Genomic DNA, 11,940 nt, shown 5'->3' with positions numbered 1-11,940 from the left:
ATTCATTTTTATAATCATTATCGCTACCAGAAACGATTAAACGGCTTGAGTCCTTTAGAATTCAGGGCTCAAGCCGCTTAATACATTTTTTATTATTTCCACTGTCTACTTGACGGGGTGCAGTTCACAGTGTGAATCTGGTCATTTTCTATCTCTTTGTGTTGAAACAGATAAATTGTAATTGATTCGCAAGCAATGGTAACATTTGGTTAGGTAGATGAAAGGGAGGCCACATACATATGGTTAAAAATTATATAATCTTTGGTGCTAGTAAAGGGTTGGGGGATGCCTTTGTTAAAGGGTTACCTGAACCAGGGGACAAAGTGTGGATTGTCTCCAGAAGTAGGCCAAAAAGCTTAGATATCAATGATGGTGTTCAAAGAGTTTGGCTAGAAGCAGATTTAACGCAACAAAATATCAAAATTAGTGAACAGCTAAAAAATGAATGCGTGGATGTCTTGATTTATAACGTTGGTGTGTGGGAGAAAAAAGGCTTTGAAGATGATTATGATTTCGAACAGGATGACCCTGCAGATATCGCAAATATCATTAATATCAATATTACATCTACGATCACTTATATTCAGTCATTACTACCCCATTTAAGAAAGTCACAGAATGGTAAAATAATCTTGATAGGGTCAACCGCAGGATTGGATCATACAAATAACAATCAAGTATCTTTTGTAGCATCGAAATTTGGCATTCGCGGGATTACAAATGCATTACGAGAACATGTTAGAAAAGATAATATTGCCGTAACTTGTGTTAACCCAGGTGAACTAGCGGCAGAAATTCCTTTTGAGGATGGAGCTGAAAAAGCCATTACTGCATATAATGGTACTCGCATTCCTGTTCAAGATATTGTGGCGATTGTCAAATGTGTTGTCAGTTTGTCCAAAGTGTCATGCGTCAAAGAAATTCACGTTCCAGCAATCACGGATTTAAATGCGTAAAGTGAGTATCGACGAATTCAGGTGTATCAAGATATATTACTTCAAGTATGGTATACCCTCAATAAAAAAATAATCACGGTTATTGGGCGGATTCTCGATGAAAAACTACAGTATCTAAGTGATATGGGGTGATAATCAATGCAAGACAGTCGAGTGGCTTATTCAAGACTATCTTGAACATTATTTACAAACATAAATATTACTGAAAAGTCGGAGAGATAAGCAATGTCATGACAAGGTTTCACTCTTCTTGATTAAAAATCTTTCCTTTTGTCGAACTTATTAAAAAGGGGAGATTTACTGTGTATACAGTTTCAAATTTAAAACTACTGATTGATAAACAAGAGGAAATTGATGCGATTTACAAAAACTGCGAAGATTTAAAAAAAACGACTGTTTCGCCTAAAATGACTTCCGAGGTGGATAAATTCTTGGATGCTGTAAACAAGCGTTTAGTTGAGAGTGGCTTTACTGTTACATTAACGCAGACTGGTTTAATTGCAAAATATAAAGAGGCTACTGTTAATGTCGATAAACATTCAAAAGACTTGGAAGAATGTTTTTTTATAAATTTTAATAATTTTGCCGAAGATAGGCTTTCCATTATTTTAGATATTAAACACAACAAGAATGCACAGACCAATTCGAATTATATGGACGGTTTTTCTGAATTTTTGGAGCAAATGAGTGATAAATTGAATTACGCTAAAAATCTCCAAGATGCGTGTCGTGTTGCAAATGTCATTTATAGGACCCAAAATAATGTGACGTTCTATTCAGCAGAAGAAGTAGTGAATTATTATTTTAAATAATCCATAGCCTCCCATATCATTAATGTGGAGGTTTTTTATGCAGAAAAATCACATGTTAAATTGGACAAATAACGTGTTGAATCCTCGAATTGATATCTACATCGGTAACTCGCTTCAATGGAAAGCCACCCCATTATTAAATAGGGTGGCGTCTGGAGTTTAGCTTGTTAAAATATATTTTTTCCCAAGTGCCCACATGATGATGGACATTATCAAGAAATATAGTGGCATTGTATACAATGAACCATTATGAAGAAAACTCATACCGAATGTGACGAGACTTACTAACAAGTAATAACCTAAACTGAAAATAGCTCCAGCTGTTCCCACTACATCTTGGAAATTTACGAGCGCCAGACTTAAACAGTTCGGTAACGCAATGCCAGCTCCCAATAACAGGATAAATATAAACGTTAATATACTTATCATTAACACGATATTTGGTAGAATAGCAACTGTAGTGACGAGTGTTAGTAATAAAGAGCCAATAGTCATTACGCAACAGCCAAGGTGAATAATTTTTTCTGGTTGCCAAATAGATACGAGCTTTTTAGAAATCATAGCACCAAAAATAGATGCCAATGCCACGACGATTCCTAAGAAACCATAGAGCCCAGGAGAAATATGAAAGTGTTCTATAAATATAAAAGGTGCCTCAGCGTAGTAACTGAATAAAATCCCATTTATTCCGCCAATGACTAGTCCAAAAACGACCACTTGCGGTGATGAAATGATTCGCTTCACTACGGGGTAAATAGCAATTCGTTTTCTAGTTGAAACATTTGTCGTTTCAGGTAACTTGCAATAAGCATATATAAACAACAAAATACTCATGATTATCAGTACACAAAAAACAGCTTTGAAACCAAGGGCTTGATCGACCCAACCGCCAATAAGTGGTCCTATAGCAGGGGTAAAGGCAATCACTGCTGATATTTGTGCAAACATGGCATGTCGTTTACTGCCTGAGAGACTTTCACGCAAAATGGTTTGTGTAATGACTGAACCAGTAGCTGCTCCAAAAGCTTGAATGAATCGGCTAACTAGCAAGAAAGTAATAGACTCAGCGTAAAAACACATTAAACTGCCAATGCCGTAAACTATTAAACCGCCCAACATTGCGGGTCTTCTGCCAATGAAATCAGAAAGCCAGCCCCAGCAAAAAACGCCAAGCGCAAACCCAATAAAATAGATGCTTAAGGTTAACTGTACGGAACTATTGGAAGCGCCGAGTGCAACCGCTATATCTGGTAATGATGGTGTATAGATTGTCTCACTAATTTGTGGAAAAGCCACAAGAACAATCATTAAAAGTAAAGATGGTGCAGTATATTTATTCAATTTCTTTGCCCTCCTACAAGCATGGTCTAATGACGAAAAGTAATTAGACCCTAGCTAGGGAAACGGCGGGACCATTATAAGTATACGTTGATAGGATGACATGATAATTTACCTTTTTAACTTTCAGTAGGAGTGCATAGATAATCTGATTATAAGACTTTTTACTATTTTTTAAAAGACAAAAATGGTAATTACTTTTAAAATACTCAATTTTTTATAAATAACGCACAAAACCATATATGGCACCCATTCAACTTGTCAGATAACAAGAAATAAAAAAGGCCCCACCGTATAGGGCGTCATATGCTTGGACAAGCCAATTTTTATTTACTCGTTGGCTAACAATCACTGCTAAAGGGGAGAATTCTGCTAATTGTGAATTCAACCTAAAATATGGTAATAAATGATGATTTAGCTATGGTTTGAACATGGTGATCCTGGTTATAGTGCTAGCTGGAAATGATTGATCGTGTTTGATAATGATAAAGTAATGGGTTTGGAGGCATCAAAAATTGGAAATACAAAAGAGAACGGTATATTTTTGGAAGTTGGATTTACTAGCGAGTCTATACGCAGGGCAGGCTGCGCTAAAAAAACAATACCAAGTCATCAGAGTAGCACAAGCCAACTGGCTAACTATGAACAACTGGAACTAGCTATTAGTAAATTAAATAAGGAAATTCGGGTGTTTGAACGACATTTTATCATGAATATACATCCTTCGAACAGTGTCCAACACAACATCATCTAAAAAACCATCCATTAAACAAAATAGCTTTGTTTAGTGCATGGTTTTTTTGTTCAACCGATTGTTGAAGACCCATATTTAGTCGTTAGCTAATGCTAGAAGAAACTTATCTCGATCAGCTTCCTCTTGCATTTTACTATCCACAAGCATGGCACCATACTTCACATTTGTTCTATCACGATCCACTAAAAATTGGACATTTACTTTAGCTTCTTCATTATTGACTGGACAATCTCCCTCGAATTCCACAACATCTTGTCCCTTTTGGGTTTCGAAATAGACCCAATATGGATTTTTACATGTTGAGGAAAATGCTGTGTCGAATGTTTCGTTACTATTTTCTATCGAATAGTTTTTAACATATGTAATATATTCATTATCCGTAATATCCTTTTGTGGACCGTAAAAATACCAAAACACCCCTAAAATGCCAATCGGTATAATCCATAGAATATTACGTTTGCTTAGTTTCCCCATGTTTTCATCCCCCTTTATAACAATATATTATCACCTTTATACTAATTTTTGCTAGCTTAATATAATATTTTCTATGTTGGGCTTTTATTCTGTTCGGAATTCCTTTTAAGAGACTTGTATCGTTATATAGGCCTTTAGACCAGTTGAGCCGTTTGTGTCTTTCCTGTAATATGTAATTATGGTTGATATTGATAATCATTATCAACAAAGGTGCATAGCTATTAATCTACGTGTATCATTTGTTAGCAACACATTTGTTCCATTTTTTTTATCAGTCTTTCTAATGAGGAAGACTAATTTTTTTAACATCTAATGATAATCATTATCATTTACTAGGGAAAAGGCTCTGTGAAAGGATGGTTAATTACATGCAACAGATTGCTAAACAGATTGCAGAAAATGCAACGTTTCAGGCGTTTATGAATTGTTATATACGAGAAGTGAGTAGCGGACATTGGGTCAAAAAGGAGGAGTGGGTAAAAGAACAGCGTCTCTCTATCCTGATTACAGAGGCACATATGTTAGAGCTTGAGTTGCCAATACAAAACACTCGTTTTGCATTTGGTGTGGGGTACAAATCTCTTGTTGGCAGACATTTATTTGGTGTCTCGTTGAAGTATTGTACAAATCAAAAACAATGGCTTCTCGAAGATAAACTAACGATACTCATCACGCTCATTCAAGAACTACATTTAATGGCTAAGGTGGATGGATGTCCTGGGCTTTCTTCCCATTTTGATGAACTCATACTTCGCATAATGGAGAGCTATCAAACGATGGCAAATTATATTGAAAAGAGCTTGAAAAATAAGAAACAAGATGGAGCTAACGCTACATTTATTGAAGCTGAGCAGTCTCTGTTATTTGGACATTGGCTTCATCCGACACCTAAAAGCAGACAAGGGATGGCAAATTGGCTACAAACGAGTTTTGCTCCAGAGCTACAAGGTTCTTTCCAGCTTCACTATTTTCGTGTCGACCGTAAAATTGTCAAAGAGTCCTCTGTATTAGAAAAAAGTGCGAGTGAACTCATCTCACAGTCTCTAACAAAATCACAATGTGATTTTGTTATGTCAGAGAAGGATTGCCTCATTCCGATGCATCCGCTTCAAGCACAGTGGCTTTTACAGCAACAGTATGTTAAAAAAGCGCTTGCTGAAGGATTGATAAAATACGAAGGTGCGCTTGGGGCATTTTATACAGCAACCTCTTCGATAAGAACGGTATATAGCTCAAATGAAGAAATGATGTATAAGTTTTCAATTCCTGTCAAAATAACAAATTCTTTGAGGGTAAATCGAACTCATGAACTAAAAGCTGGAATTGTTATGGCTCGGTTAATGAATAAGATTGATTTCTTACAGAACCATTCATCTTTTCAGATGATTGATGACCCAGCCTATATCACCGTTGAGTTTCCAAATCTGACGGAATCAGGCTTCGAGGTTATTTTTCGCTCAAACGTCTTTCCTAAAGAACATAATGAAGGAATCTGCATGATCGCCGCTCTTGTTCAAGAGCCTCTGCCAAATGAAAAATCGAGACTGTGTCAGCTTATCACGAAAATCTCTCAATCAGAATGTCGCTCATTAGAAAGCGTAAGTTTAGATTGGTTTAAAGTCTATTGGAAATGTGCGATTGACCCACTATTAAGGTTATACGATGAGTATGGGATAGCTCTCGAAGCACATCAGCAAAATAGTGTGTTAAACATTTCTTCAGGTTATCCAACCACTTATTATTATCGTGATAACCAAGGCTATTACTTATCAAAAACAAATAAAGATGAACTTCTTTCAATAGAGCCTTCTTTACACGAAACAGAAGAGCTATTTTACGAAGATGGTCTGATTCATGACAGATTTACATATTATTTGTTTTTGAATCAATTGTTTCCCATTATTGCCCGATTTGGAGCAGATCAGCTAATTGATGAAAAAATTCTTTTGAAGTGGTCGATCGATCAACTGCACGTATTAGAAAAAGAATTTACAGGTCTCGGGAAGGCATTTGTTAGTAATATTCTAAAACAAGATCAGCTTGCATACAAAGCAAATTTATTAACAAGGTTTCATGATGTAGATGAACTAGAAGCTGAATTTGAACAAGCGGTGTATACGAAAATTCCCAATCCGTTTGCTCTTCAGTATGAGGAGGCAGAGTATGCAGCAGCTGCATCCTTTAGCTTCTAAACAAGGAGAGCTACGTGTAAGGCGGCAACTTGTAGAAGCAATGATTTTTGAAGGACTAATTAAATATGAAGAAACTCGTCTGAATAAAGGGACTTCAATCTTTACTCTTGCTAGAAAGAAGTGCACCTATCGTTGTGAAGGAAAAAGAATGGCATTTGATCGCATCCGAATAAATGGAGAGAGCATTTTTCTAGTAGGAAAAGATGAAATGTTACGAGAGGCAACGCTTGAGGATCTAGTAGATGAATTACCTTCAACATGTGGAGACAAAGCTCGATTACTGAAAGAGCTCTATTTAACGAATAAGCTTTGTCAATGGAATGAACGTCATCTCCAAATGCCAATGTCAAGAAGAAATTCGAGCTATGAAGAATTAGAATCAGAAATCATTGAAGGACATCCATATCACCCTTGTTTTAAATCAAGAACCGGTTTTACCATCGACGACCATAAAGACTATGGCCCTGAGGCAAAACAATCATTTACCCTTCAATGGATTGCAGTGAGAAGAAGCTACGTACGAATCACTGTTCTTGAAGAGGAAGAGAACTTTTGGAAAAGGGAATTAGGGCAGTTGCTGTGGGGAGAGCTTCTTGCAAAGCTTGCAGTATTCGATGGAACATATGAAGAATATACGTTTTTGCCGGTTCATCCTTGGCAGTGGCATAACATGAAACATGAACTAGCGGGATTAATGGAGCAAAAAGATTTGATTGCTCTAGATGTGGAAGGAGAATACTATCGGGCAACCCAATCGGTGCGAACATTATGGAATTTTTCAAATCCTAAAAAGGCGCAATTAAAATGCTCGATGAATTTGGTGAATAGCTCTTCATTACGAAAGTTACATGGTCATGCTGTTTGTGCCGCTCCTCATATTTCAGCATGGCTTAAACAAGTGATTCAATTAGACGTCTATTTACAAAAGGAAGCGTCACTTATTGTACTGCAAGAATATGCAGGGATTATTTTTGAACCGAATGAAAAAAAACATAGCACAAAACTAGAAGGTCAGCTTGGGTCCATATGGCGAGAAAGTGTGCGCTTGTATATGAAAGATGAAGAGGAAGCAGTACCGTTTACGGTGCTAATGATGATGGAGAAAGATGGGCGTCCGTTTATCGATGATTGGCTTGTCCGATATGGAACGGAGGAGTGGGTAAAGCGCTTGATCGATGTGAGTGTTATTCCTGTGTGGCACTTGCTTGTCGCTCACGGCATTGCTGTAGAGGCACATGCGCAAAATATGATTTTATTACATCAAAATGGGTGGCCGACGCGAGTTGTGCTGAGGGATTTCCATGACAGTATCGAATATATTGAGGAATTTTTGGCAGACAGAAGCCTCGTTCCAGACTTTGCAACGATACACGAACGTTTTAAAGATGCGCCTGTCGATCAATATTATTGGATGTCTTCTATAGAAGCTTTACGAGAGTTAGTTATGGATACATTATTCGTGTTTCATTTGAGTGAACTGTCTTATTTGCTAGAAGAGCAGTATGGATATACAGAAACACGTTTTTGGCGTCAAGTTAGGGACGGAATACAGAAACACTTTGAACGTTTTCCATCATTATGCTCAAGAAATGAACAGCTCCAGCATACTCGCACACATATTTATGTTGAATCTTTGCTTACAAAGAAACTTCAAAATCAAGAAGAAGGTAATTTTCGGCATATCGTCAGCAATACGTTGGCGCAAGCGGATAAAAAGGGGAAATGATGATGTTTTATGTCAATGATCAATTTTACACAGTAGAGGATATTGAGAAGCAATTTGAACTATATGAAAGCTTATCTCATCTAAGAGAATGTAACAATCGTAGAGTAGCTATTTGTACGGATGATATTTTTCAATATATAGCTCTTTGTTTATATATTCGCCAAAAAGGTGGGTCAGTCGTCCCCATCCATCCGGCGACGCCACAAGAGGGAACTATGCGGCTTGCTTCTTCAGCAGGTAGCCATCTGTTGCTGTTCCAATCGATCGATTCTTGCATTGAACTATCAAATCATTCCAATAACCAAGAAGGCGTATTAGTTCAAATGAGCTCAGGTACAACAGGAGCTCCGAAATGTATTGAACGAACGTGGAGTTCAGTAGAAGAAGAGCTTGACAGCTATGTGAAGACGTTACCTGTCGATTCCTTGACAAATTCTGTTGTCGCTTGTCCGGTTACTCATTCTTATGGATTCATTTGTGGCGTCTTGGCCTGCATAAGAAGGGGAGCAAAGCCGGTGATTATTACGAATAGTAATCCTAAATATATTTTGAAAAAGCTAAAAGAATACCCGAAGCACATACTTTATGCGGCGCCAGCGTTACTTTATACATTAAGTCAATTATTGCCTATTGATCAACAATTTGATCGTGTGATGACGTCAGGAACTATGATGCCGCATAGCTGGTTAACATCATTAAGAGAGAAATCTCGCCAAGTGTTACAGCAGTATGGATGCTCTGAATCCGGCTGTGTTGCGATTCATCCTAATGTAGAAGATCCAAAAGAAATGGGCTACCCCCTACCTCATGTCAAGGTAACAGCTGGTGATAAACAAACACCGAGCGAAATTATCATTGAATTGTCTACACAAACGATTTATACAAAAGATCTTGGCTATATAGAAGATAATGTTCTTTCTTTTCTTGCCAGAATGGATGACACGATTAATGTAGCAGGTTTGAATGTGTATCCGCAAGAAGTTGAAAACGTTTTAATGGATGACCCAAGAATAGTTGAAGCAGTTGTATATAAGAAACAAGACAATTTATCAGGAGAGCGAGTATGCGCACAATATGTGTCTAGTGAACCGATCGATCATATGGAGCTTAGAGAATGGTGCCGGAAATTTCTCGCGCCATATCAAATTCCGATGGAGTTTGTGTTTGTTCATGAAATTGAAAAGCTGCCTAATGGAAAAGTAAGTAGAAAGAAACTTGGAGGCATACCAGTATGACGCGACAACAATTGATGAAGAGCATCTATGATATTATGGAAAATTCATTAGAGTTGCAGACACTGTCTTCTTTTAATGAAGATGCCCGATTAAATGAGGATTTGTATATGGATTCAATTATGGTCCTTCAACTGATTCTTCATATAGAGTTGGATCTTGGCATTGCCATTCCCGATGAGGTTCTCGTTCCGAAAGATTTCAAAACAGTAGGAACACTAGCAAGCTTTTTAGAAAAACAGCAAAGAGTAGGATAATCGGAGGGGAAAAATGATAAAAGTTCATTGTTTTGTAAGCTGTGTTTGTGAAGTTATTAAGAAAACGAAAGGTGTCGATCATAGGCCGTACTATTTTGGGGTATGGGACGCAGATTTTGATGTGCTCGATAATGGCGTGCTATCATACCATTCAGATCGAATTGATCACCATTTCTTTCAAACATGGTATGAAATGCTCTATGGAATCAAGCTTTACAAATGGTATGATGCAGAACAATCAAAACAACATAATATAAACAAGCTGCAAAGGTTATTAGAAAATAAATCTCCACATCAACATGTGATGGTGATGCTGGATTTATCGATGCTTCCAGAGCGAGAGAATAAATTTCATCAACGTCCATTCCCTCATTATGTGATGCTAGAATCGACAGAAAATGAAGCACAGTGGTTTATGTATGACCCTGATTTTCGCTGGGAAGGGCTTGTGCCGAAGGAGAGGATTTTAGTTGCCATCCAAGAGCCAACTGTCGGAGGTGGCTATTACTTTGATGCTGAGACGATTATTGCGCCAACTACAGAGACGGTGGAAGCCTATTTTAATACATGTATCAAGCTTCATTGTAATCCGTTGACAGATGCCATTATCGAAATTATGAAAGAGTATATGGAAGGACAAGAACAAGAACGTATGTCAAAACTTCCGACAGCATTAAAACAATTGCCGGTTATAGCGATTCGAAAGTATGCTTATGAACATGCCTTTGCATTTTTTTGGGAAGCTCTTGGCCGCGATGAGGAAGGATTTGACACATGGTGTCATGAAATTGAGCGTCTAGTGAATGGTTATACAACGATTCAGTATCGAGCGATGAAGCTTGCGATGACACAAGATTTGTTATTAGTTGAAGAAATTTATGTGAAGTTAGAAGAACAAAATCTCCTTGAGTTCAAGATTAAGCAAGGATTACAAGAGTGTTTTCAAGCATGGTTAACATTACAGCACAAGAAAGAGGTCATGTTATGAAACTATCTATCTGTACAATCTCGTTTCGGCACCATCTCCACTCGATTGATCAATTAGCTCACTTTGCAAAAACACAAGGTTTTCAAGGTATCGAGCTCTGGGGTGTTCATGCAAAGAACTTGGCAGATGAACTTCATTATGGAGCAGATTGGTTAAGCTCCTACGGTTTGGAAACGAGCATGCTTAGTGATTATTTGCCATTAGAAGCACCAGTTTCTGAGATGATGGCTGAAACAGAGCAGTTATCTTCACTGGCAAAGCGCTGGGGAACGAATAAGATTCGTACATTTGTAGGAAAACAGGGCAGTTCAGACACGAGTAAGAAAGAAAGGGAAGAACTTATTTCTAGGCTTAGAATGCTCTGTGATTATCTTGCGTCAAAAGGACAATATTTGCTTGTTGAAACTCATCCGAACACATTGACAGATAATCTACCTTCAACGATGCAGTTACTCGAAGAAACGAATCACGCAAGCCTACGAGTGAACTTTGACGTTTTGCATATATGGGAATCAGGGATAAATCCTCTTGTGGCCATGAAGCAACTTCGTCCTTATATCTCACATTTTCACTTTAAAAATATTGCCTCACGTGCACAACTTGGTGTTTTTTCTCCACACAATGTTTATGCTGCATCAGGGTCTAGAGAGGGGATGGTGCCATTGTTTGAAGGTGCAATTGATTATAATGAATTCCTTGCAGAAGTACGTTCAATCATGGAGGTAGATGCGTCATTGGAATGGTTCGGATCGAATGTGAAGAGCGTATTAGCAAAAGATGTTCAGGAGGTTAAGAAGGCATTGCAGTTGGTGCAAATATAATGTAAGGTTGTTTGAAACATCTATGAGAATCGTTTGATTCAATCTAAATTAAAACTTAACTAGTAGAAGGCTCAATGAATGGGGAATGGTAGAAAGGGCTTTTGGCTTAACCAACAGCACTCATTTTATATGTTTACAGGCATTAGCATGCTGCTAACAAGATAATAAATGATAATTACTTAGCTAAATCTCAACAACCTGATTCAGTCAATATCGCTCTAATTTTAATGAAGCTAGATGAAATCGATGGACTTGCGACTGAAGATTTACCATATTTGAAGGGTGTTCCTGGTGTGGAGATTTTAGTAAGTGATATTTTAAAATGTTTAAAGTAAAATAGTAGTAAGGTATTTCACGATAAACTCAACTAATTTGATTAGTTGAGTTTTA

General features: G+C 37.5%; 12 protein-coding genes. 10 read left to right on the top strand and 2 right to left on the bottom strand.

Translation table 11 applies throughout. From position 1 onward, the window contains the following. The 3 genes from C9J35_RS24940 to C9J35_RS18820 all read left to right on the top strand — a co-directional run bounded on the left by C9J35_RS24940 (position 1) and on the right by C9J35_RS18820 (position 1,768). The gene (locus C9J35_RS24940) at positions 1–81 is read left to right on the top strand and encodes an IS3 family transposase (protein WP_369122291.1); all 81 of its coding nucleotides are present in this window, start codon (positions 1–3) and stop codon (positions 79–81) included. A 158-nt stretch (positions 82–239) separates the two neighbouring features. After that, complete coding sequence (locus C9J35_RS18825) at positions 240–956, top strand: SDR family NAD(P)-dependent oxidoreductase (RefSeq protein ID WP_107925921.1); 717 nt, start codon at positions 240–242, stop codon at positions 954–956. Between the two features lie 302 nt (positions 957–1,258). Next, the gene (locus tag C9J35_RS18820; RefSeq protein ID WP_107925919.1) at positions 1,259–1,768 is read left to right on the top strand and encodes a hypothetical protein; all 510 of its coding nucleotides are present in this window, start codon (positions 1,259–1,261) and stop codon (positions 1,766–1,768) included. Positions 1,769–1,927: 159 nt separating this feature from the next. On the opposite strand, the gene C9J35_RS18815 is transcribed toward C9J35_RS18820, so the two are convergent. Continuing rightward, complete coding sequence (locus tag C9J35_RS18815; RefSeq protein ID WP_167396009.1) at positions 1,928–3,109, bottom strand: multidrug effflux MFS transporter; 1,182 nt, start codon at positions 3,107–3,109, stop codon at positions 1,928–1,930. Between the two features lie 469 nt (positions 3,110–3,578). On the opposite strand from C9J35_RS18815, the gene C9J35_RS23425 reads away from it, so the two are divergent. Beyond that, positions 3,579–3,860 (top strand): hypothetical protein, encoded by a 282-nt coding sequence (locus C9J35_RS23425; RefSeq protein ID WP_235616369.1) that lies wholly within the window; start codon positions 3,579–3,581, stop codon positions 3,858–3,860. 75 nt (positions 3,861–3,935) lie between these two features. On the opposite strand, the gene C9J35_RS18810 is transcribed toward C9J35_RS23425, so the two are convergent. Then, positions 3,936–4,334, bottom strand: coding sequence for a hypothetical protein (locus C9J35_RS18810; RefSeq protein ID WP_054768438.1), 399 nt, complete (start codon positions 4,332–4,334; stop codon positions 3,936–3,938). A 368-nt stretch (positions 4,335–4,702) separates the two neighbouring features. Here C9J35_RS18810 and C9J35_RS18805 point away from each other — a divergent pair, with 368 nt between their 5' ends. Genes C9J35_RS18805 through C9J35_RS18780 form a run of 6 tightly spaced genes read left to right on the top strand, consistent with a single transcriptional unit; the run spans position 4,703 to position 11,550 of the window. Then, positions 4,703–6,526, top strand: coding sequence for an IucA/IucC family protein (locus C9J35_RS18805; RefSeq protein WP_107925917.1), 1,824 nt, complete (start codon positions 4,703–4,705; stop codon positions 6,524–6,526). Further along, the gene (locus tag C9J35_RS18800) at positions 6,498–8,252 is read left to right on the top strand and encodes an IucA/IucC family protein (RefSeq protein WP_054768439.1); all 1,755 of its coding nucleotides are present in this window, start codon (positions 6,498–6,500) and stop codon (positions 8,250–8,252) included. The genes C9J35_RS18805 and C9J35_RS18800 overlap by 29 nt, the downstream gene beginning before the upstream one ends. Beyond that, positions 8,249–9,487 (top strand): AMP-binding protein, encoded by a 1,239-nt coding sequence (locus C9J35_RS18795; protein WP_235616368.1) that lies wholly within the window; start codon positions 8,249–8,251, stop codon positions 9,485–9,487. The genes C9J35_RS18800 and C9J35_RS18795 overlap by 4 nt, the downstream gene beginning before the upstream one ends. Further along, a complete protein-coding gene (gene asbD / locus C9J35_RS18790; RefSeq protein WP_054768441.1) occupies positions 9,484–9,741 on the top strand; it encodes a petrobactin biosynthesis protein AsbD in 258 nt (85 codons plus the stop codon). The genes C9J35_RS18795 and asbD overlap by 4 nt, the downstream gene beginning before the upstream one ends. A 13-nt stretch (positions 9,742–9,754) precedes the next feature. Next, a complete protein-coding gene (locus tag C9J35_RS18785) occupies positions 9,755–10,729 on the top strand; it encodes a DUF6005 family protein (RefSeq protein ID WP_107925915.1) in 975 nt (324 codons plus the stop codon). Beyond that, complete coding sequence (locus C9J35_RS18780) at positions 10,726–11,550, top strand: sugar phosphate isomerase/epimerase family protein (protein WP_107925913.1); 825 nt, start codon at positions 10,726–10,728, stop codon at positions 11,548–11,550. Before C9J35_RS18785 ends, C9J35_RS18780 begins: the two co-directional genes overlap by 4 nt. Positions 11,551–11,940: the final 390 nt, after the last annotated feature.

Source organism: Lysinibacillus parviboronicapiens, from assembly GCF_003049575.1.
Taxonomy (GTDB): Bacteria; Bacillota; Bacilli; order Bacillales_A; family Planococcaceae; genus Lysinibacillus; species Lysinibacillus parviboronicapiens.
This window is presented reverse-complemented; position numbering and strand designations above follow the sequence as displayed.

Coding starts and splice junctions, on each gene's coding strand:
- C9J35_RS18825 (WP_107925921.1), top strand. CDS start 240: ATGGTTAAAAATTATATAATCTTTGGTGCTAGTAAAGGGTTGGGGGAT.
- C9J35_RS18810 (WP_054768438.1), bottom strand. CDS start 4,334: ATGGGGAAACTAAGCAAACGTAATATTCTATGGATTATACCGATTGGC.
- C9J35_RS18805 (WP_107925917.1), top strand. CDS start 4,703: ATGCAACAGATTGCTAAACAGATTGCAGAAAATGCAACGTTTCAGGCG.
- C9J35_RS18800 (WP_054768439.1), top strand. CDS start 6,498: ATGCAGCAGCTGCATCCTTTAGCTTCTAAACAAGGAGAGCTACGTGTA.
- C9J35_RS18795 (WP_235616368.1), top strand. CDS start 8,249: ATGATGATGTTTTATGTCAATGATCAATTTTACACAGTAGAGGATATT.
- asbD (WP_054768441.1), top strand. CDS start 9,484: ATGACGCGACAACAATTGATGAAGAGCATCTATGATATTATGGAAAAT.
- C9J35_RS18785 (WP_107925915.1), top strand. CDS start 9,755: ATGATAAAAGTTCATTGTTTTGTAAGCTGTGTTTGTGAAGTTATTAAG.
- C9J35_RS18780 (WP_107925913.1), top strand. CDS start 10,726: ATGAAACTATCTATCTGTACAATCTCGTTTCGGCACCATCTCCACTCG.